This window comes from Pseudomonas sp., assembly GCF_046581935.1.
Classification (GTDB): domain Bacteria; phylum Pseudomonadota; class Gammaproteobacteria; order Pseudomonadales; family Pseudomonadaceae; genus Aquipseudomonas.
In genome coordinates, this window is sequence record NZ_JAYGFK010000017.1 from 177029 (window position 1) to 197550 (window position 20522).

Annotated in this window: 21 protein-coding genes; 15 read left to right on the forward strand and 6 right to left on the reverse strand. The window is 57.6% G+C overall.

Annotated features, from left to right (window positions below; genetic code table 11):
* Positions 1 to 37: 37 nt before the first annotated feature.
* Genes VCA57_RS16060 through VCA57_RS16095 form a run of 8 tightly spaced genes read left to right on the forward strand, consistent with a single transcriptional unit; the run spans position 38 to position 6478 of the window.
* Positions 38 to 736, forward strand: a complete 699-nt coding sequence (locus VCA57_RS16060; RefSeq protein ID WP_411186083.1) for an energy transducer TonB — start codon at positions 38 to 40, stop codon at positions 734 to 736.
* A 21-nt stretch (positions 737 to 757) separates the two neighbouring features.
* A complete protein-coding gene (locus VCA57_RS16065; RefSeq protein WP_411186084.1) occupies positions 758 to 1828 on the forward strand; it encodes a hemin-degrading factor in 1071 nt (356 codons plus the stop codon).
* Between the two features lies 1 nt (position 1829).
* On the forward strand, positions 1830 to 2471 hold the full coding sequence (locus VCA57_RS16070; RefSeq protein WP_411186085.1) for a MotA/TolQ/ExbB proton channel family protein: 642 nt from the start codon (positions 1830 to 1832) through the stop codon (positions 2469 to 2471).
* Positions 2468 to 2899: an ExbD/TolR family protein gene (locus VCA57_RS16075; protein ID WP_411186086.1), complete on the forward strand. Its 432-nt coding sequence runs from the start codon at positions 2468 to 2470 to the stop codon at positions 2897 to 2899. The genes VCA57_RS16070 and VCA57_RS16075 overlap by 4 nt, the downstream gene beginning before the upstream one ends.
* A complete protein-coding gene (locus tag VCA57_RS16080) occupies positions 2886 to 3785 on the forward strand; it encodes a hemin ABC transporter substrate-binding protein (RefSeq protein WP_411186087.1) in 900 nt (299 codons plus the stop codon). The genes VCA57_RS16075 and VCA57_RS16080 overlap by 14 nt, the downstream gene beginning before the upstream one ends.
* On the forward strand, positions 3782 to 4819 hold the full coding sequence (locus VCA57_RS16085; protein WP_411186088.1) for a FecCD family ABC transporter permease: 1038 nt from the start codon (positions 3782 to 3784) through the stop codon (positions 4817 to 4819). Before VCA57_RS16080 ends, VCA57_RS16085 begins: the two co-directional genes overlap by 4 nt.
* The gene (locus VCA57_RS16090; protein WP_411186089.1) at positions 4819 to 5586 is read left to right on the forward strand and encodes a heme ABC transporter ATP-binding protein; all 768 of its coding nucleotides are present in this window, start codon (positions 4819 to 4821) and stop codon (positions 5584 to 5586) included. The genes VCA57_RS16085 and VCA57_RS16090 overlap by 1 nt, the downstream gene beginning before the upstream one ends.
* A gap of 10 nt (positions 5587 to 5596) precedes the next feature.
* Positions 5597 to 6478 carry a ChaN family lipoprotein gene (locus tag VCA57_RS16095; RefSeq protein WP_411186090.1) on the forward strand — a complete coding sequence of 294 codons (882 nt, stop codon included), beginning with the start codon at positions 5597 to 5599 and terminating at the stop codon, positions 6476 to 6478.
* 361 nt (positions 6479 to 6839) lie between these two features.
* On the opposite strand, the gene VCA57_RS16100 is transcribed toward VCA57_RS16095, so the two are convergent.
* The 4 genes from VCA57_RS16100 to VCA57_RS16115 form a co-directional block, all read right to left on the reverse strand.
* Complete coding sequence (locus VCA57_RS16100) at positions 6840 to 7640, reverse strand: Crp/Fnr family transcriptional regulator (protein WP_411186091.1); 801 nt, start codon at positions 7638 to 7640, stop codon at positions 6840 to 6842.
* A 106-nt stretch (positions 7641 to 7746) separates the two neighbouring features.
* The gene (locus VCA57_RS16105) at positions 7747 to 8019 is read right to left on the reverse strand and encodes a TfoX/Sxy family protein (RefSeq protein WP_411186092.1); all 273 of its coding nucleotides are present in this window, start codon (positions 8017 to 8019) and stop codon (positions 7747 to 7749) included.
* A 327-nt stretch (positions 8020 to 8346) separates the two neighbouring features.
* Positions 8347 to 8691, reverse strand: coding sequence for a pentapeptide repeat-containing protein (locus tag VCA57_RS16110; protein ID WP_411186093.1), 345 nt, complete (start codon positions 8689 to 8691; stop codon positions 8347 to 8349).
* 87 nt (positions 8692 to 8778) lie between these two features.
* Positions 8779 to 10341 (reverse strand): AAA family ATPase, encoded by a 1563-nt coding sequence (locus VCA57_RS16115; protein ID WP_411186094.1) that lies wholly within the window; start codon positions 10339 to 10341, stop codon positions 8779 to 8781.
* Between the two features lie 117 nt (positions 10342 to 10458).
* Between VCA57_RS16115 and mrcB the strand changes: the two genes are divergently transcribed.
* The 3 genes from mrcB to VCA57_RS16130 are packed head-to-tail and all read left to right on the forward strand — an operon-like array spanning position 10459 to position 13814.
* A complete protein-coding gene (mrcB, locus tag VCA57_RS16120) occupies positions 10459 to 12777 on the forward strand; it encodes a penicillin-binding protein 1B (protein WP_411186095.1) in 2319 nt (772 codons plus the stop codon).
* Between the two features lie 15 nt (positions 12778 to 12792).
* On the forward strand, positions 12793 to 13485 hold the full coding sequence (locus VCA57_RS16125) for a tetratricopeptide repeat protein (RefSeq protein WP_411186096.1): 693 nt from the start codon (positions 12793 to 12795) through the stop codon (positions 13483 to 13485).
* Complete coding sequence (locus tag VCA57_RS16130) at positions 13485 to 13814, forward strand: YqcC family protein (RefSeq protein ID WP_411186097.1); 330 nt, start codon at positions 13485 to 13487, stop codon at positions 13812 to 13814. Before VCA57_RS16125 ends, VCA57_RS16130 begins: the two co-directional genes overlap by 1 nt.
* 15 nt (positions 13815 to 13829) lie before the next feature.
* Here VCA57_RS16130 and VCA57_RS16135 read toward each other — a convergent pair whose 3' ends face one another.
* Positions 13830 to 14273: a DUF4124 domain-containing protein gene (locus tag VCA57_RS16135; protein WP_411186098.1), complete on the reverse strand. Its 444-nt coding sequence runs from the start codon at positions 14271 to 14273 to the stop codon at positions 13830 to 13832.
* Positions 14274 to 14680: 407 nt separating this feature from the next.
* Here VCA57_RS16135 and VCA57_RS16140 point away from each other — a divergent pair, with 407 nt between their 5' ends.
* Both VCA57_RS16140 and ilvN read left to right on the forward strand, forming a co-directional pair.
* Entirely contained in the window at positions 14681 to 16405 is a 1725-nt protein-coding gene (locus VCA57_RS16140; RefSeq protein ID WP_411186099.1) for an acetolactate synthase 3 large subunit, read from the forward strand.
* Positions 16406 to 16407: 2 nt separating this feature from the next.
* Positions 16408 to 16899, forward strand: a complete 492-nt coding sequence (gene ilvN / locus VCA57_RS16145) for an acetolactate synthase small subunit (RefSeq protein ID WP_411186100.1) — start codon at positions 16408 to 16410, stop codon at positions 16897 to 16899.
* A 51-nt stretch (positions 16900 to 16950) separates the two neighbouring features.
* Here the strand turns inward: ilvN and ilvY are convergent, their stop codons facing one another.
* Complete coding sequence (gene ilvY, locus VCA57_RS16150) at positions 16951 to 17832, reverse strand: HTH-type transcriptional activator IlvY (RefSeq protein WP_411186106.1); 882 nt, start codon at positions 17830 to 17832, stop codon at positions 16951 to 16953.
* Positions 17833 to 17956: 124 nt separating this feature from the next.
* Between ilvY and ilvC the strand changes: the two genes are divergently transcribed.
* Both ilvC and pssA read left to right on the forward strand, forming a co-directional pair.
* Positions 17957 to 18973 carry a ketol-acid reductoisomerase gene (gene ilvC, locus VCA57_RS16155; RefSeq protein WP_411186101.1) on the forward strand — a complete coding sequence of 339 codons (1017 nt, stop codon included), beginning with the start codon at positions 17957 to 17959 and terminating at the stop codon, positions 18971 to 18973.
* Positions 18974 to 19130: 157 nt separating this feature from the next.
* Entirely contained in the window at positions 19131 to 19943 is an 813-nt protein-coding gene (gene pssA / locus VCA57_RS16160) for a CDP-diacylglycerol--serine O-phosphatidyltransferase (protein WP_411186102.1), read from the forward strand.
* Positions 19944 to 20522: the final 579 nt, after the last annotated feature.

A 20522-nucleotide genomic window follows, 5' to 3' on the forward strand; every position in this document is an offset into this window, starting at 1 on the left:
ATCAAATAGATTTAATTCGATCTAATTGAGTCGTCACATGCTGCGTTTCTCGCTGTTTTTGTTGCTGTCTCTGGCGCTGCATAGCGCCGGTTGGCTACTGCATGGCGATGTGCATCAGCCTGCTTTGAACACGGCGCAAACCCGTGAAGCGCCTCAGGTGTTACGTCTGGCTGCAGTGCTGCAACAGGCCGCGCCGGCAGCGGTCAAGCCGCCTGAACAGCCGCAGCCGCAACGCCAGGTAGTGGTGCCGAGCAAGGTTCCGTTAGCCAAACCTGTCGCGCAGGTGCCAGCGGTCAAACCAGCAGCGGTAAAAGCGACTGCGCCAGCCAAGAAGCAACCCGCGCCGGTGTTGGCAGACAAGCTGCCCAGCCAGTCTGCTGCGCTTGTCGGCTCGGCTGCGGCTACGGCTGCGCCCGCCAAGCCGGTTGCCGCGCAACCGGCCGCTGAAGTACTCAGCACTAAGCCGAGCTTTCGTGAGCCGCCACGCCAGCCGAACTATCCGTCCCAAGCGCGGCGGCGTAACCAGCAGGGCGTGGTGCTGGTCGAGGTGCGCCTGGATGCGCGCGGGCAGCAGCGCGGCCTGAATGTACTGCGCTCCTCGGGCGTAGACAGCCTTGATCGCGCGGCCCTGGACGCCGTTGCGCAGTGGCGTTTTCGCCCTGAAACAGCAGGCGGCCAGGCCGTGCCGAGCCGCGTACAGATCCCTATTCAGTTCGCTTTGACGGCGAGCCGTTGATTAATCAGTGAGGAGTTTTCCATGAGTACGCAGGCCCGGTCCGTTGCACCCACTAATGATCTGTACTTGGCTTGGCAGGTGCTGCGCAGCGAGCAGCCACGCCTGCGTGCCCGGGATGCCGCCGAGCGTCTGGCGGTCAGCGAAGCCGAGTTGGTTGCCAGCCGTCTCGATGTCGACGCTGTGCGTCTGCAGCCAGACTGGGCGCAGTTGCTGCCAGCGCTCGGTGAGTTGGGTTATGTCATGGTACTCACGCGTAACGAGCATTGCGTGCACGAGCGCCGAGGCTATTACCGCGAGGTGACAGTAACCGCGAACGGTCAGATGGGTTTGGTGGTATCGGCCGACATCGACCTGCGTCTGTTCCTCGGCGGTTGGGCCAGTGTATTTGCTATCGAGGAGCAAACGACCAAAGGCACCCAGCGCAGCATTCAGGTGTTTGATCGCCAAGGCACTGCGGTGCACAAAGTATTCCTCAGCGATGACAGCCAGCTAAATGCTTGGGGACCACTGCTGCAGCGGTTCCGTATGGCTGAGCAAAGCGCCGAGCTTGAGCTAATGCCGCTGCCCCAGGAGCAGCCCGCGCAGGCCGATGCCCAGATAGATGCGAATGCGTTGCGCGTGGGTTGGTCGACTCTCAAGGACACCCATCACTTCTTCGCCCTGCTGAAAAAGCACGGCACTACACGGACTCAGGCGCTGCGACTGGCTGGCAGTGAATGGGCCGAGCAGCTGGACGTGCGCGAGCTGCCGAAACTGCTGGAGCAGACCGGTGCGCGCGAAGTGCCGATCATGGTGTTTGTCGGCAATCGCCACTGCATTCAGATTCATACCGGGCCGGTGAAAAACTTGCGCTGGATGGATACCTGGTTCAACGTGCTCGACCCCGAGTTCAATCTGCACCTACAGACCACGGGCGTGACCGAGCTGTGGCGGGTGCGAAAACCGAGCAGCGATGGCGTGATCACCAGTTGGGAAGCCTTCGATGCCCATGGCGAGCTGGTGCTGCAGCTGTTTGGTGCGCGCAAACCGGGCATTGCTGAGCGTGAGGATTGGCGCGCGCTGGCCGAAAGCGCTGCTGCGCTGGAGTGCTGAAATGAACCAGTGGTGGAGTGCAATGGGGCCGCTGGGCTGGCCGTTGGCACTGTGTTCGCTGCTGGCGTTGGCGCTGATTCTCGAGCGTTTCTGGCTGTTTATTGGCTTGCAGCCGCTGAGTCAAGCTGCTGGGCGTGCTGCGGTGAGCGCTTGTCGTACTTGTGAGCGTGAGCACTGCAAAGGCCGTGCGCGCGGTTGGCGCTATGGCCTGGCGTTGTTGCTCAAACATAGTGCTCTGCCCGCCGGGCAGCGTGAAGAACTGCTGGGTTGTTGGCTGCTGGAGGAGCGTCAGCGTCTCAATCGTCAACTGCGCTTGCTGCAACTGATTGGCATGTTGGCGCCGATGCTTGGCCTGCTTGGGACGGTACTGGGCATGCTGGAAATGTTTGCCAATATCGCCGGGCAGAACAGCCCGGCAACCCCGGCGTTGCTCGCCGATGGTTTGTGGCAGGCGCTGTACACCACGGTTTGGGGCTTGCTGATTGCAATCCCGGCGCTGGCGGCGGGGCAGGGCTTTGCCTTGTGGGCCGAGCGCTATCTGGAGGGTGTGCAGGCGTTGCTTAATCGCTGCCAACTGGCGTTAGACGGACTGGAGCTGGAACTGACCGGTAGCCCACTGGCGAACCAGTGGGTGTTGCCGTGATTCGTCTGCCCGCCGCCACCAGCTCCCAGAGCAATCTGTTGCCCGATCTGACGCCTCTGCTCGATGTGATCTTTATCGTGCTGGTGTTCTTTCTGTTGACTGCGCAAACGCCGCTGCTGGAGCTGCCCTTGCAGTTGCCGCAGAGCCGCGAAGCACTGCCGACGGCGAATGCCGGCAACAGCGAGCGGATGCAAATACAGCTTTCCGCCGAAGGTGATTGGCGCCTTAACGGCACGCAGCAGGCGGATTTCAGCGCGCTACGTACTGAACTGACCGCAGCTTTTAACGCCGACAACGCAGCGGGCTTGGATCTGGCGCTGGATCGTCAGGCGCCATTGTCGGCATTTCTCGACCTGATGGCGCTGCTGCAACAGCAGGGCATTCAGGACAGCCGCATTCTTCTAGAGGCCAATCATGAAACGCCTTAATGCTTTGCTCGCCCTGTGTGCGAGTGCCTTGTTCTGTGGCTCGACGCTTGCCGCTGAGCCGTTGCCGCAACGCTGGATCAGTGCGGGTGGCTCGCTCAGTGAGTGGGTGGTGGTGCTGGGCGGGGAAAGTCGGCTGGTGGGTGTGGACAGCACCAGTCAGCATCCGCAGTCGCTGCGTGCATTGCCGAGCATCGGCTATCAACGTCAGCTGGCTGCCGAAGGTATTCTGACGCTGCGCCCGGATGTGCTGATCGGTAGTGAGGAGATGGGGCCGCCACCCGTGCTGGCGCAGCTGCGTAGCGCCGGTGTTCGGGTGGAAATGCTCTCGTCCAAGGCGGATTTGACCAGCCTGCAAACCAGCTTGCAGCGCATCGGTACCCTGTTGGGCGAGCCGCAACGCGCTGATCAGGCCTTTGCGGCCTATCAGCAGCGCTTGCAACAGCAAGCTGACTGGCTGGTGGCTGCGCAGCGTCAGCAGACAGCCCCTGGAGTGCTGCTGTTGCTTGGGCATGCGGGTGGTAGCCCGATGGTTGGCGGTAAGGACACGTCGGCCAACTGGTTGATCGAGCGCGCCGGCGGGCACAACTTAGCCAGCCATAGCGGTTTCAAGGCGCTTTCTACCGAGGCCTTGCTGGCGCTTGATCCCGAGGTGGTGATCATCGCCGACCGTAGCCTCGCGGGAGAGGCTGCGCGAGCGGCGCTGTTGCAGCAAAACCCGGCGCTGGCCGCGACACGGGCGGCGCGCAATCAACGTTTGCTGATGCTCGACCCGACGCTACTGGTCGGTGGCCTCGGCCCGCGTGTGCCGGATGGGCTGGCGGCCTTGTCCGCAGCCTTTTATCCTGCCAGCCAACCTATGGTCGCCGAAGCTAAGCCCACGCCATGAATCCTGTTATTCGTCCGCGCTCACTGTTTATCGCACTGAGCCTGTTGCTGGCGCTCGCGCTTTGGTTATCCCTGGCGCTGGGGCCGGTCAGCTTGCCGCTGCTGGACACCCTCAAGGCAGCGCTGCGTCTGCTTGGCCTGGCGCAACCGGGTGATGATCTGGTCCAGGCCGAATTGATCCTCGGGCAGATCCGCCTGCCGCGCACCTTGCTCGGGCTGCTGGTCGGCGCGGTGCTGGCGCTGTGCGGGGTGGCGATGCAGGGGCTGTTTCGCAACCCGTTGGCCGATCCTGGCTTGATCGGCGTATCCAGCGGCGCGGCCCTGGGGGCGGCGATTGCGATTGTTGGCGGCGCTGCGCTCGGTGGTTTGCCGGAAGCCTTTGCACCTTATCTATTGTCGTTGTTCGCCTTTATCGGTGGATTGGGCGTGACGGCGCTGGTCTATCGCCTGGGCCGGCGTGATGGTGAAACTAATGTGGCGACCATGCTCCTGGCCGGTATCGCGCTGACGGCTCTGGCCGGCGCGGCCATCGGCCTGTTTACCTACCTAGCCGATGACGCCACCTTGCGTACTCTGACGTTCTGGAACCTGGGCAGTCTTAATGGCGCCAGTTACGCGCGCCTGTGGCCATTGCTGCTGGTCACGGCGGGGGTAGCGCTGTGGTTGCCAAGGCGGGCCAAGGTGCTGAATGCCTTGCTGTTGGGCGAGTCCGAGGCGCGGCACTTGGGTTTTGCTGTGGAGCGGGTCAAGGCCGAGTTGGTGTTTTGCACCGCCCTTGGCGTTGGCGCGGCGGTGGCGGCGGCGGGGATGATCGGCTTTATCGGCTTGGTGGTGCCGCATCTGGTGCGCCTGCTGGTGGGGCCCGATCATCGCGTGCTGTTGCCGGCTTCGGCCTTGGCAGGTGCCAGTCTGTTGCTGCTGGCGGACCTGGTAGCGCGGCTAGCATTGGCTCCGGCCGAGTTACCGATTGGTATTGTCACGGCGCTGATTGGCGCGCCGTTCTTCCTTTATCTGTTACTGCGAGGGCGTACCTGATGCTGCGCGCGGAAAATCTGGCAGTACAGCGCGGCCCGTGCACGGTTTTGGCGGATATCAACCTGGAGTTGCAGCCTGGCGAAGTGCTCGGTGTGCTGGGCCCCAATGGCGCCGGCAAGAGCACCTTGCTGGGTGCTTTGTGTGGTGAACTGCAGCCGAGCCACGGCGATGTCTGGCTGGATCAGCGACGTTTGCAGGACTGGCCGGGTAGCGAACGGGCACAGCGCCTGGCAGTGTTACCGCAAACCTCGACGTTGAACTTTGCCTTTCGTGTTGAGGAAGTGGTGGCAATGGGCCGTTTGCCCCATGCCAGCGGCCAGCTAAAAGATGCGCAGATCATCAAGCAGGCGCTGGAGGCGGCCGATGCGCTTCACTTGGCGGGGCGCAGCTACTTGGCGTTATCCGGCGGCGAACGTCAGCGTGTACACCTGGCGCGAGTGCTGGCGCAGCTCTGGCCGGGCGGTGAGGGGCAGATGCTGCTGCTCGATGAGCCGACCTCAATGCTCGATCCGCTGCATCAGCACACCACGCTGCAGGCCACGCGCACCTTCGTTGAGCAAGGTGCGGCGGTGCTGGTGATCCTGCATGATCTGAATCTGGCCGCGCGTTATTGCGACCGCCTGTTGCTGCTGGAGCACGGTCGCCCTCATGCGCTCGGTAGTCCCGAGCAGGTGCTGCGCGCCGAGCCGTTGCAGGAGGTGTTCGGGCTGGAGGTGTTGATACAACAGCATCCAGAGCGCGGTCATCCGTTAATCATTGCCCGCTAAGGTCATAGTTATGCGCATTGGGTTAGTGCTGGTTGCCGCGCTGTTAAGTGCTTGCCAGGCTTCGTTACCTGCTTTACCGGCCTGGCAAAGCCCGGAAGGTTTGCAGCATGCCGAGCTGGGGCAGATTGTCGAGTTGCGTACTGGCGCGCAGCTGAGCCCGGCGCAGTTGCTAGCGCGCCTGGCCGTTGCGCCGAAGGTGCTGGTCGGTGAGCAGCATGACAATCCCGATCACCACGCGCTGCAGCTCTGGCTGTTGCGGGCCCTGGCAGCGCAGCGCCCGCAGGGCAGCCTGCTACTGGAGATGCTCACGCCAGATCAGCAGATCAAGGTCGATCAGACGCGCGCTGCCATCGCTGCCGGGCAGGCGCCGCAGGACATACTCGATGCCCTGGCCTGGCAGTCGGGCTGGGCCTGGTCGCTGTATGGGCCGCTGGTGCAGCATGCTTTGCGTCAGCCTTATCCGTTGCTGGCGGCCAACCTCGAACGGCGCGAGATCATGCAGATCTATAGCCAGGTGCCGCAGCTGCAAGGTCAGGCTTCTACCGCTCAACCGGTGCGCGAGGCGTTGCTCAAGCAGATTCGTCAGTCGCACTGTAACTTGCTGCCGGAAAGCCAGCTACCTGCCATGCTCGCCGTGCAGCAGCAACGCGACCGGCGCATAGCTGAAGCGCTGGTCGCTGCGCCTGAGCCGAGCCTGCTGTTTGCCGGTGCCTTCCATGTACGCCGCGAGCTGGGCGTACCGCTGCATCTGCAGGATTTGCACGCAGCAGAAGGCCTGCAGGTGCTGATTTTGGCGGAGGTCGACAGCCAGATTACCGCTGCGTCAGCCGATTTCGTTTGGTACACCCCGGCGCAGCCTGAGCAGGATCACTGCGCAACACTGCGCCCTTAGCCCGACTGCCAACCTTAGGCGTCTCTTGACGCCTATATTCCGCCTCCTGCGGGTGATTCGATTAAAACCAGGTCTTCTAGGTCGTAACCCGTTGCGCGTTACTTTTCTATGGGCAAAAAAAGACCCGGCAAGAGCCGGGTCAATAACCGTGATTAGCCTGATGAGGAGATAATCTGAAGAGGCCGACTGAAGGTCTCTTAAGCTTATCGGCTGATCTCGCGATCAGTTGCGATAATAATAACAATTCTCATTTTCAAGTCAACACCCTTAAGCAAACTTTTTTACTCAGCTTGTATAAGGCTTTTCATCCCATAAAAAACAACCCGACACGAGGTCGGGTTGTTTGCTCGGCAGACGAGTGTCAGGACGCGTCGACCGGCAGCCGCAGTTGGGTGATTTCCTTGTTCATCAGGTCGATACGCTTGGCCATACTCTCGATCAGGCTGTGGGCAATCCGTGGGTTGCTCTGCATCAGGCTGAGGAACTGCTCTTTGGGGATGACCATGACGGTGCAAGGCTCGCTGGCCAGTACGGTGGCACTGCGCTTCTCGCGGGTGAATACCGCCATGGCCCCGAATATTTCATCTTTCTGCACATCACCGACCTTGTGGCCATCAACATAGGCCTCTGCATGGCCTTCGATGATGATAAATACGTTATCGGCGACATCGCCCTGATGGATCAGCTCCTCACCGGCGGCAAAGTGCTGGAAGCCTGTGGATGGACGAATTTCTGGCTGTTTTAAGCGTACCAATGCGTCGGATAGCAGAGCGGTGTGGCCGATCAGGTACTGGATGAACAGTTCCTGGCGCTGTTCGCTGGCATAAATGTGCTTGAACACGTCGCTGCGCCAATAGGGGATCAGGCTCAGTTGTTCTTCGCTGCTATAGCGGCAGCTGGGCATATCCAGGCCTTGGCGCAGACCAACCAGGTCACCTTCCTGCAGATAAAACAACGGGCGCTCGTCGACTACAGCATGCAACAGGCCATTTTCAATGATGAACAGTTGATTGCCCGGCAGTACATTGGCTAGATCATCCGCACGCTCCAGTTGCAGCGCAGGTCCCGCAGGTGCAAGGCCGTCGAGCAGCTGGGTGGGGATGCTTTGTAGTCGGTTGATTAGCTGATCGGCGTAGGCCGGTTGCTCCCCGAGTAAATACATTAGCGAATTTCCTTGAACTGGCTGGGCATACTAAAGCGCACGAACGTCCCTGAAACAATAGTTGCCAGCACGTCGCAGGTAAATCAAAAGCCTAAGAGGTTGTGAGCTAGCTCTTGTTGCTGTGTGAACTTTCATCAAGCTGGCCATTCAGCTCGGCTTTATGCCCGGGTGGCAGCTCGTTCCAGTGTACATCCAATAGCGCCCCTTCAATCGCGTAGAGCAGCACCTTGGAGGCCCTGAAACCACGAGCACGCACCGCACGGTATGCACCAACCGCACCCAGTCGGCGTAGGTCATTGGCGCTGTGAATGCCTACTGCGTGTAGCCACTGGGACGAGGTTTTACCAAGGTTCTTCAGGTGTTGCAGCTCATCGTTCATCAAGCCTCCTTGCGCTGCTAGGCAGTTGCGTGGAATGAGCCAGTCTGGCGCTTCTGCCTGAAAGTGTAGCGCTCAGCGGAGAAAGCGTTGTTGTTTGGCTTCCCCGCGGTTGATGAATCCAGCCGTTGCTGTAGTGAGTGGCCCAGCTCCATCGCGTTAGCCTGTATCTGTACTGGCCTGTGCCGCTGTCAGACGCCTCGGTGATGTGCTTGTTGGTTGATCAATCGTGCATGCTACATGTCATCGCTACAGGGCCGTAACGCCGTGGTTGGAGCACTCCATCAGGCTCGTAAGTGATAACAGGCAATAGTCAAAGCTCGGCTGCGCTCAGCGGGTGTTATAGCGTAGGCGAGTGCCGAAATTGACTGACATAAGGATTTCGTCCGCTGTTAGCTCAACTGGGAAGTAGGCACCGGAAATTTGTGCATGAGCGATGCTTGCGCCCTCTAGTTGCGAGTTGCGCAGATCAAGGCCACGCAGATCAGCGCCGCGAAAGTAGGCATTGGTGAAGTTGATGCCTTGCGCATCAAGCGCGCGCAGGTCGAGTCCGCGAAAATCGCCATTGCTTAGATCAACAACACCGTCTTGCGGTTTTTGCGCATTGAAGGTTGAGACTTTCTCATTGTGTATGAGTGCATACAGAGGGCTTTCCAGTTGTTTGGGCTGGCTCATGGACCATCTCCGTTAAGGGTTTAACCTCAGTATAGAGACCGCGGTGCACTCTGCTTGCGCCGCGGGTGAGTTTCCGTGTGCTCGATATTACAGTTCGGGAAGGCGCTGGCGGATACGGGCAATCAGGCTGTCCAGGCTGGCGCTTTCGTGGGTGTCTACACGTGTGCTGTAGGGCAGTTCGGTGTCACTCAGTGCTTCACGTTTAGCCTGCTGCTCGTGCACAACGTCCATTGTGGCGTCAGACGCGTCGGTGCCGGCAGCCTTGCGTTGTTCTAGCCAGCTGGCGATCACTGCGTCGGGTGCATTGCACTGCAGAATAAGGAACGGTACACCGCACGCCTCGGCTGCTTGGCTGGCTGCTTCGCGTTGTGCCTGTTTCAGGTAGGTGGCATCAATGACTACCGGGAAGCCGGCACGCAATGCGGTTTCGGCAAGTTGGTGTAGGCGTTGGTAGGTGGCGGCACTGGCGTCTTGGCTATAGATACCTGCGCTGAGTTTGCCGAGGTCGGCGTCCTTCTGTTCGCCGAACAGACGTTTGCGCTCTACATCCGAACGCAAGCGGATTGCGCCAAGGGCTTCCACCAGGCGCATGGCAACGTGGCTTTTGCCAACGGCGGAAACACCGTGAGTGATGGCCAGGAAGCTAGACGGAATGGCGCTGTAGCTTTCTGCCAGGTTGGCGTAATTGCGGTATTGGCGCAGGGTTACTGCCTTCTGCACGGCATCTGTTTGGTGAGCGAGGCTGAATAGGGCAACTTTGGCGCGTACTAGGGCGCGGTAGGCTTTGTAGAAATTCAGCAGTTGCAGTGCTGTGTAGTCGCCGGTGTGTTCCAGCCAGGCATTGACGAAGCGCCAAGCGTGCGCCTTGAGTCCGCAGTCTTCCAGGTCCATGGCGAGGAAGGCGGCGTCGGAGGCTATATCGATCAGGCGGAATGGCTCGTTGAATTCAATGCAGTCGAACAACACGACGTGCTCATCCAGCAACGTGGCGTTGCCGAGGTGAATGTCGCCGTGGCATTCGCGGATCGAACCATTGCTCGCGCGCGCGGCCAGCAGTGGTTCAAGGCGTGTGTAGGTGGCTTCGGTCCAGGCCTCCAGAGCTTCAAGCTGCCGTAGGTCGGCCGCGTCCTTGAGCATTGGGCGGATTTGTTCGAAATTCTGCCGCATTGGCGCGACGATCGCTTCGGGGGCGCACAAAGGGTGGCTAGCGGCTACAGCCGGGGTGATGGTATGGAAATCAGCAATCTGCTTGGCCAGAGCATCGATATGCGCTTCGCTCAATTCGCCGCGCGCTTGCACGTCGCTGAGTAGCTGGCTTTGCGGGAATTGGCGCATCTTCAGCGCGTATTCGATGGCTTCGCCGCTGCCGTTTAGTTGCGGTGCGTCGATGCTACCGCTGATCGGTAGTACTTCCAGGTAGAGGCCTTGAGTCAGACGCTGATTGAGGCGCAGTTCTTCTTTGCAGAAGTGCTCACGGGCGCTCAGTTCGGAGAAGTCGAGAAAGCCGAAGTTCACCGGTTTCTTAATCTTGTAGGCAAAGGGGCCTGTGAGTATTACCCAGGAAATATGGGTTTCGATGACCTGAAACTGTTCTACCGGGTGAGGGTAGAGGGCCGGGTTCTGCAGTGCGGCGATCAGGGCTTGGCTCACGGGCGATCCTTGGCGTTGTACTTAATAAGAGGCGGCCATTATGGCTGCTCAACGCCTGTCTGCAAACCGCCGCTATGACCTGCTGGCAAGTGGGCAAAGTGCGTATAATGCCGCGCCATGACTCGTACCCGATCTTCCCGTCCCCGTTCTAAACGTCGCTCTGGCGGCATGCGCCCCTGGTTGGGCTGGGCTATTAAGCTCAGTTTGGTTGGTTTGGTGGTGCTCGCCGTGTTTGCGGTTTACCTCGATGCAGTGGTCCAGGAGAAATTCTCTGGTAAGCGCTGGACTGTGCCTGCCAAGGTCTATGCCCGGCCGCTGGAGCTGTTCGTTGGGCAGAAGCTGGCGAAGGATGACTTCCTCAAAGAGCTAGACGCTCTTGGCTATCGTCGCGAGAGTGCCGTTAGTGGTCCTGGCGGCGTTTCGGTGGCAGGTAACAACATCGAACTGTATTCGCGCGGGTTCCATTTCTACGAAAGTAACGAGCCTTCACAGCGCGTACGCGTGCGTTTTTCTGGCGACTATGTTGCCGGACTGACTCAGGCTGGTGGCGGTAACTTGGCGGTTGCCCGGCTTGAGCCACTGTTGATTGGTGGGCTGTATCCCGCGCACCAAGAAGACCGCGTACTGATCAAGATTGATCAGGTGCCGCCTTATCTGGTGGAAACCCTGGTGGCAGTTGAAGATCGGGAGTTCTTCAGCCACTTCGGTGTGTCACCGAAAGGTATTGCACGGGCCATATGGGTCAATGCTACAGCGGGCCAGTTGCGTCAGGGCGGTAGCACGCTGACTCAGCAATTGGTGAAGAACTTCTATCTAACCAACGAGCGCAGCCTTACTCGTAAGGCCACAGAAGCCATGATGGCTGTGCTGTTGGAATTGCATTACGAGAAAAAAGACATTCTTGAGGCCTATCTCAATGAGGTCTTCCTCGGTCAGGACGGACAGCGTGCTGTGCATGGCTTTGGTCTGGCCAGTCAGTATTTCTTTAGCCAGCCGCTGTCTGAGCTGAAGCTTGATCAGGTGGCGTTGCTGGTGGGGATGGTCAAGGGACCGACCTATTACAACCCGCGTCGTCATCCTGAACGCGCCCTGGAGCGCCGCAACCTGGTGCTTGATTTGTTGGCTGAACAAGGTGTGGCCAGCGCCGAAGAGGTCGCTGCTGCCAAACAGAAACCACTGGGCATCACACAGCGCGGCACGCTGGCGGACAGTTCTTTCCCGGCTTTCCTTGATCTGGTCAAGCGTCAGCTGCGCGAGGATTACCAGGAACAGGACCTGACTGAAGAAGGCCTGCGTATTTTCACCAGTTTTGATCCAATCATACAGCTCAAGGCCGAGAGCGCCTTGGTTGACACCCTGAAACGCTTGTCCGGGCGCAATGGTGTTGATCAGGTCGAGGCCGGTATGGTGGTTACCAGTCCGGAAAATGGTGAGGTACAGGCCGTTATTGGCAGTCGTCAACCGCGCTTTGCGGGCTTCAATCGGGCTCTGGATGCCGTGCGGCCCATTGGTTCGCTGATCAAGCCGGCGGTCTACCTAACGGCTCTGGAACGTCCGAGCCAGTACACCTTGACCAGCATGCTTGAAGATCAGCCGTTCTCCATCAAGGGAGCGGATGGTCAGGTGTGGAGTCCGCAGAACTATGACCGCAAGGCTCACGGTACGATTTATCTGTATCAGGGGCTGGTTAACTCCTACAACCTGTCCACCGCCAAGCTGGGCATGGAGGTCGGGGTGCCCGAAGTGTTGAAGACGCTTAGGCGCTTGGGTGTCGATCAGGAGTGGCCGGCGTATCCGTCGATGCTACTGGGCGCTGGTGGGCTGAGCCCGATGAATGTGGCGAACATGTACCAAACCCTGGCCAATGGCGGCTTCAATACGCCTTTGCGCAGTATCCGCAATGTGTTGACTGCCGACGGCGAGCCGCTCAAACGCTATCCCTTCCAGATACAGCAGCGATTTGACAGTGGAGCGATCTATCTACTGCAGAACGCGATGAAGCGCACGATGTCAGAAGGTACCGGTCGCTCGGTATACAACCAGTTGCCACGCTCGCTGGCGTTGGCCGGTAAAACCGGTACCAGTAACGATTCGCGCGACAGCTGGTTTGCTGGTTTTAGTCAGGATGTTTTGGCCGTGGTCTGGTTGGGACGTGATGACAACGGCCCGACGCCGTTGACCGGGGCGACGGGTGCTCTACAGGTGTGGACGGATTTCATGCGCAAAGCTGATCCTCTGCCACTGGATATGCCGGTGCCGGACAATGTGGTGCAAGCCTGGATTGACGCTAATACGGGGCAGGGCACGGACCCGAGCTGCCCGAATGCCATACAGATGCCTTATATTCGCGGCAGCCAACCTGTTGCTGGCCCGGCCTGTGGTATTCAGGCGCCGGTCAATGAAGTGATGGATTGGGTGCGCGGCTGGTTGGATTAAGTGAGAGGGTTTGACGTGAATAAGTGGTTGATTCCAGCTGTAACAGTTTCCTTGGTGCTGGCTGGTTGTAGCAGTGTGCCGCGTGGTTCGATTCCCGTTGTTGAGGCCGGTTCGTCGATCTCCTCAGGGCAGTCCTCCAATCAGGCCGGTTATAGCGCGCAAACACCTCAGCGTCAGGAATTGCCGGAAGATTCTGGTGTGGTGGTTATGGTCCCTGGCGGTGCTAGCTCAACACCGATTCAGTCGTTCCCCGCAGGCAATGCACCGCTGGATAGCGGCAGTGCCACTCAGCCATGGAGTGCTACGCCGCCCGCTGCCCAGGGCAGCTATGCCGCGCCGGCTCCTAGCGGTATTCCTAGTAATGGCTTAGCCATGGATGAGCAGTTAGATGGCCCTGTGCTGGCCTTGCTGACTACCGCTCAACAGCAGCAGGGTGGTGGTGATCTCAATGGTGCGGCTTCCAGCCTGGAGCGTGCTCAGCGGATTGCGCCGCGTGAGCCTCAGGTGCTTTACCGCTTGGCCGAGGTGCGATTGGCGCAAGGTGATTCAGCGCAGGCCGAACAGTTCGCCCGTCGGGGACTGAGTTATGCCAGTGGCCGCCCTGCATTGCAGGCTAGCCTATGGAACCTGATCGCTCAGGCGCGTGAGAGTCAAGGTGATGCGGCAGGCGCTGCACAAGCGCGTGAGCAGGCGCGAGTTAATCTCTGATGGATGCTCGCGTGCCTTTAGTGGCGGAGCAGTTACTGCTGATAGAGCGTGAACTGCGTGTGCAAGGATGGTGGGATGCGCAGGCGCCCACTGTCCAGGCGCTATCCAGTCAGGAGCCGTTCTGCGTTGATACGCTGAGCTTCGAGCAGTGGTTGCAGTGGATATTTCTTCCGCGAATGAAACAGCTGCTGGAGTCAGATGCTGGGCTGCCAGCGGTCTCGGGCATTCAGCCGATGGCAGAGCAGGTGTTCGGCGGGCAAATGAAAAAAGCGCAGGGGCTGATCAGGCTGCTGGGTGAGTTTGATCAGCTGATTGCTGGCGCGAGCTGAGTCGCGCCAGTCTGCTTAGTTGCAGTTTTCGCTAATCGCTTTTTGTGTTTTGCTGATACGCGACTGGCGTTCGTCTTCGCTCAAGCGGCGAACCTCACCATCAACTTCCATGCGCAGGCGCGGGTTGTTCTGCAGTTGTGCAAGGTTGCTGCGTACATCTGCACAATACTTCTTACGCTCAGCCTCTTGGGCGGCCACTTCCTTTTTTACCTTCTCGTTAATAGCGGCCTGTTCCGGGTCGGCAATGCTTTCAAAGGTTGGTGCTGCTTTCTTATCTTCGCTGGCGCTTGGCTTGGGTGCCGATACGGCTGTATTGACGCTGGTCGCCTCTTGTCCCTGCGGCGGTTGCGCACTGAAGTGCGTCACGCCTTGGGCGTCGACCCATTTGTACACTTGGCTGGCCATAGCGGTAGCGCTCATGGCGAGCAGCAAGCTGCTGGTGATCATCATGCGGCGCATGCTGTTTCCTTATGTTGAGCTGCGATACCTGCTGACTACTATAACCAAAATGCTCGAATCGTCATCCTGCGCTGCGTCACAGCAGAAGATTGCAGATTCAATCACGGATTACTTGACTTGGCGGCGCTGAATCCGAACAATTCCACGTTCGCTGTAGTGGAGTCCGCCGCAAGCAGGCTTTAGCTCAGTAGACATGAGGTGCATACCCGCGCCGACCTGTTACACCCGCAACGCGTTACCTCGCGCTGGGTGGGAAAATCCCGCAACACCAAGGGCCTTTCCCAATACTTGCTCAGTAGTAGCTGACGTAGTCAGCGACCACCGTCGCTCATGCTCTGCTGGCAGTAAACCTATCTTAGGCCGTCCTTATTGTTGGGCGGTTTTCTGGCGTTTTAGAGGTGAACAACGTGGAGCTTTTATCCGGCGCTGAAATGGTCGTACGCTTTTTGCGTGACGAAGGCGTTAAAAACATCTATGGGTACCCGGGTGGTGCTCTGCTGCATATCTACGATGCCTTGTTCAAAGAGCCGGCCGTGCATCACGTCCTGGTTCGTCACGAGCAAGCGGCAACGCATATGGCGGATGGTTATGCCCGCGCTACCGGTAAAGCCGGTGTGGTGCTGGTAACCTCCGGTCCTGGTGCAACCAATGCCATTACCGGTATTGCTACTGCCTACATGGACTCGATTCCGATGGTGGTGTTGTCTGGTCAGGTGCCAAGCAATATGGTCGGTACCGATGCCTTCCAGGAAACCGACATGATCGGTATTTCTCGTCCGATCGTGAAGCACAGCTTTATGATCAAGCATGCCTCGGAAATTCCGGAAGTTTTGAAAAAGGCCTTCTATCTGGCTGAGTCCGGTCGTCCAGGCCCGGTGGTCGTGGATATTCCGAAGGACATGACCAACCCGGCTGAAAAGTTCGAGTACGTCTACCCGAAGAAGGTCAAGCTGCGTTCATACAGTCCAGCTTTGCGTGGTCACTCCGGGCAGATCCGTAAGGCAGCCGAGCTGCTGCTGACGGCTAAGCGACCGATCATCTACTCCGGTGGCGGTGTAATCATGGGCGGTGCTGCTGCGCCGCTTACCGAGCTCGCGCAGATGCTCAACCTGCCGGTCACCAATACCTTGATGGGTTTGGGTGGTTACCCAGGTACTGATCGTCAGTTCCTCGGCATGCTCGGTATGCATGGTAGCTACACCGCGAACCTGGCAATGCACCATGCTGACGTGATCCTGGCTGTCGGTGCACGCTTCGACGATCGCGTAATCAATGGGGCGAGCAAATTCTGCCCGAATGCCAAGATTATCCACATCGATATCGATCCAGCGTCCATCTCCAAGACCATCAAGGCCGATATTCCAATCGTCGGCCCGGTTGATAGCGTGATGACTGAGATGGTTGCGATCCTCAAGGAAATTGGCGAACAACTAAACCAAGATGCGTTGTCGAGCTGGTGGAAGCAGATTGAAGAGTGGCGTGGCAGTGGCCGCATGTTCCCTTATAACGAAGGTGACGGCAGTATCATCAAGCCGCAGGCCGTTATCGAGATGTTGTCCGAAGTGACCAAGGGCGATGCCTTTGTGACCTCTGACGTTGGTCAGCACCAGATGTTTGCTGCGCAGTACTACCGTTTCAACAAGCCGAATCGTTGGATCAACTCTGGCGGTCTGGGCACCATGGGTTTTGGCTTTCCTGCCGCTATGGGGGTTAAGTTGAGCTTCCCGGATGATGAGGTTGCCTGCGTAACGGGTGAAGGCAGCATCCAGATGAATATCCAGGAGCTGTCGACCTGCCTGCAGTACGGTCTGCCGGTGAAAATCGTCAACCTGAACAACGGTGCTCTCGGTATGGTGCGCCAATGGCAGGACATGAACTACGGGAGCCGCCACTCGCATTCCTACATGGAATCGTTGCCGGACTTCGTCAAGCTGGCCGAGGCCTATGGTCATGTCGGCATGCGCATCACCGACCTGAAAGATCTGAAACCGAAGATGGAAGAGGCGTTTGCCTTGAAAGACCGTCTGGTGTTCCTCGACATCCAGGTTGATACCAGTGAGCACGTCTACCCGATGCAAATCAAAGACGGTGCTATGCGCGACATGTGGCTGAGCAAGACGGAGCGTACCTAATCATGCGACACATTATTTCCCTGTTGCTGGAAAACGAGCCAGGCGCATTGTCCCGTGTGGTGGGTCTGTTCTCGCAGCGCAACTACAACATCGAAAGTCTGACTGTGGCGCCGACTGAAGACCCGACTCTGTCGCGTCTGACGTTGACCACTGTTGGCCATGATGAAGTCATCGAGCAGATCACCAAAAACCTCAACAAGCTGGTCGAGGTGGTCAAGTTGGTTGACCTGTCGGAAAGCGCTCACGTCGAGCGCGAGTTGATGTTGGTCAAGGTCAAGGCCACTGGCGCTCAGCGTGCAGAGGTCAAGCGCACCACCGACATCTTCCGTGGGCAGATAGTCGATGTAACCAGTAGCGTTTACACCATTCAGTTGGCCGGCACGAGCGACAAGCTGGACAGCTTTATTCAGGCCGTCGGCACAGCATCAATCTTGGAAACCGTACGCAGTGGTGTCACCGGTATTGCTCGTGGTGACAAGGTACTAAGTGTCTGATTGAGTTGCATGAAAAAGCCCCGCATTAGCGGGGCTTTTTTTCGCCGTTTTTTAGCGTTGGCGGTTCCAGAAGGCATTGATCAGTGGCTCTTTAAGGCGCTTCTCTAGGGCAAACAGACCAATATCGTAGGCGGTTAGTGGTGGCTGGATATCGTAGGTGCGTATACGTGCGGACAGCGGGCTATTGTCGAGTACGATTTGCGGAACGACGCCAATACCAAATCCTAGGCTGACCATGCTGACGATGGCCTCATTGCCGCTGACTTGTGCATAAATTCGCGGTTTGATGTTGTGGCTCTTCAGCCAGCGATCAGTGCGGGTCCGGGCGAGACCTTCTTCCGAAAGAATCATTGGCACATCCCGCCAATTAGCAGCGTTAGGTTTTTTCAGCTGCTCTTCAGTTAATAGCTGGGGTGATAGCGGGCCGATAAAGCAAAGTGCAGAGCGTGCAATCGGTTGGAACTCGACACCGGCAGGCAGGCTGTCGGGGCGTGCGCCGATTGCGAGATCTTCCAGGCCTTCTTGTATTCGATCCACGGCTTTAGCCGCGTCGCCTGTGTGCAGCTTCATTTCAATTCGTGGGTAGTTCTGGCGGAAGTTGCTCAAGATGTCGTACAGGAAGCTGTAGCTGGCTGTTACCGAGCAATATAGCGAAAGATCACCCTGTAGGATCAGTTGGTCTTGTTTGAAGGTTTGGCGTATGGCTTGCCAGCCGCTTATGACCTCTTTTGCATACTCGCGGAACTGGTTTCCCTCGCGGGTCAAACGAACTGATCGGTTGTCCCGTAGAAATAGTGGTGTACCGAGTTCGTCCTCAAGTTGTTTGATGCTTCGACTAAGTGCGGAGGGGCTGACGTGTTGCTCGCGGCTGGTTTTGCCGAAATGCAAGTTGTCGGCCAGCGATAGGAAAAGTTTGAGAGTATGGCTATCCATGATTATTTCAAATATCGGCATGTTGTGTTGCAAATATATCATTTTACGCAATGGGGCGAATCACTTAAGGTGTCTTCGTCGCGGTGCTTGCACCCCATCCCTTTTCGATTAAAAGAGCCAGAACATGAAAGTTTATTACGACAAAGACTGTGACCTCTCGATCATCCAAGGTAAGAAAGTTGCCATCATTGGCTACGGTTCCCAGGGCCATGCTCAAGCGTGCAACTTGAAAGACTCTGGTGTTGACGTGACTGTTGGCCTGCGTAAAGGCTCGGCCACCGTTGCCAAGGCTGAAGCTCATGGTCTGAAAGTAGCTGACGTGGCTACTGCAGTTGCCGGTGCTGACCTGGTGATGATCCTGACTCCGGACGAGTTCCAGTCCCAGCTGTACAAGAACGAAATCGAGCCGAATATTAAGAAGGGCGCTACTCTGGCCTTCTCGCACGGCTTCGCTATTCACTACAACCAGGTTGTGCCGCGTACCGACCTTGACGTGATCATGATCGCGCCGAAGGCTCCAGGCCACACAGTGCGTACCGAGTTCGTCAAAGGCGGTGGCATTCCTGACCTGATCGCTATCTATCAGGATGCTTCTGGCAACGCCAAGAACGTTGCGTTGTCCTATGCTTCGGGCGTTGGCGGTGGCCGTACCGGTATCATCGAGACCACCTTCAAAGACGAAACTGAAACTGACCTGTTCGGCGAGCAAGCTGTACTGTGCGGCGGGACCGTTGAGCTGGTTAAAGCAGGCTTCGAAACTCTGGTTGAAGCAGGCTACGCGCCAGAAATGGCCTACTTTGAGTGCTTGCACGAGCTGAAGCTGATCGTTGACCTCATGTATGAAGGCGGTATCGCCAACATGAACTATTCGATCTCTAACAACGCTGAATACGGCGAGTACGTGACCGGGCCGGAAGTCATCAACGCCGAGTCCCGTCAGGCCATGCGTAACGCTCTGAAGCGCATTCAGGACGGCGAATACGCCAAGATGTTCATCGGCGAAGGCGCTACTGGCTATCCTTCGATGACTGCTAAGCGTCGTAACAACGCTGCTCACGGTATCGAGATCATCGGCGAGCAACTGCGCTCCATGATGCCGTGGATCGGTGCCAACAAAATCGTCGACAAAGCCAAGAACTAAGGTTTTGTGACGTAAGAAAAAAACGCGGCCTAGGCCGCGTTTTTTCATTGTGCGGCAGCGCTTCTGGTATAAAGCCAGGGTGTTGCATGGGCGCTGCCATGAACCGTTGGTGCTAGCGCTTGTCGAAATTTTCCAAATCCGTTGCAAGGTGTTGTTCATGAATGAACGTCCAGATGAGCCGCAGTCTCCCGTCGACGCCGAAAGTTTGTTGCCAGTCGATGAGCATATAGAAGAGGGGCATGACGCCGAAGGACGTAAGGTCCGTCATCGTGGCATTTACCTTTTACCCAACCTGTTTACTACGGCGAACTTGTTTGCTGGCTTCTACGCCATCATCAATGCCATGAACGGCAACTTCTATGTGTCGGCCGCTGCCGTGTTTGTTGCCATGGTGCTGGATGGGCTTGACGGGCGCGTTGCGCGCCTGACCAATACCCAGAGCGCTTTTGGTGCCGAGTACGATTCACTCTCCGATATGGTCGCCTTCGGTGTGGCTCCAGCTCTGCTTGCGTTTGAGTGGGCGCTGGGGAGTATGGGGAAGGTTGGCTGGATGGTGGCCTTCATTTACGTAGCGGGAGCTGCATTGCGCCTGGCTCGCTTCAATACGCAGATTGGCAGTACTGACAAACGCTACTTTATTGGGCTGGCCAGTCCGGCAGCGGCGGGTGTGGTGGCTGGTACAGTGTGGGCCTTTAGTGATTTTGGTATTAAGGGCTCGAATATGGCCTTTGCTGTGGCAATCTTGGTCGCGGCAGCGGGCATGCTCATGGTCAGTAATATCAAGTACAACAGCTTTAAAGATCTTGATCTGAAAGGGCGCGTGCCTTTTGTAGCGATTCTGGCGGTGGTGCTGGTGTTCGCTGTAGTGTTCAGTGATCCACCACGTATTCTTCTGATCATATTCTTGGCGTATGCCGCCTCTGGGCCTATCCAATATCTGCTGCGCTTGCGTCGCGTTAAGGGTGTCTAGTTAGTTCGTGGTTGGTTCGACAAAGCCGTTGAAGCTTCAGCTTCAACGGCTTTGTCGTTTCTGCAGGCGACGCGGTTCTGGGGTTGGCGGCCTGGGTGTTGGTGGTTATTGCAACAAAAGCATAGCAACCGTTTGACCTGCGTTTCATTGTCCCTATAATGCGCAGCTCTTCAGGCGTATGCGACTCCTTAAAGTTCTTATAAAACAAGAAGTTAGATTTAAAAGAGGGGTTGCGAAGCAGTGAAAGCTGTGTAGAATGCGCTGGGCTGGCAGGGCGGTGGTTTGGTCCTGTAGGTGTTTCGGTCGAGTTGATCGAAAGCGGTAAAAGAGGCAGTTGACAGCGGTTTGAAATGCTGTAGAATTCGCCTCCCGCTGACGAGAAGCTAGAAGTTGATCGAAAGCGCAAGTGGTTGAGTTTGAAAAGAAATTTTCGAAATCACTTGACGGAAGATGAGGCTGCTGTAGAATGCGCGCCTCGGTTGAGACGAAAGGCTTAACCAACCGCTCTTTAACAACTGAATCAAGCAATTCGTGTGGGTGCTTGTGAGGTAAGACTGCTAGTCGCAAGATTATCAGCAT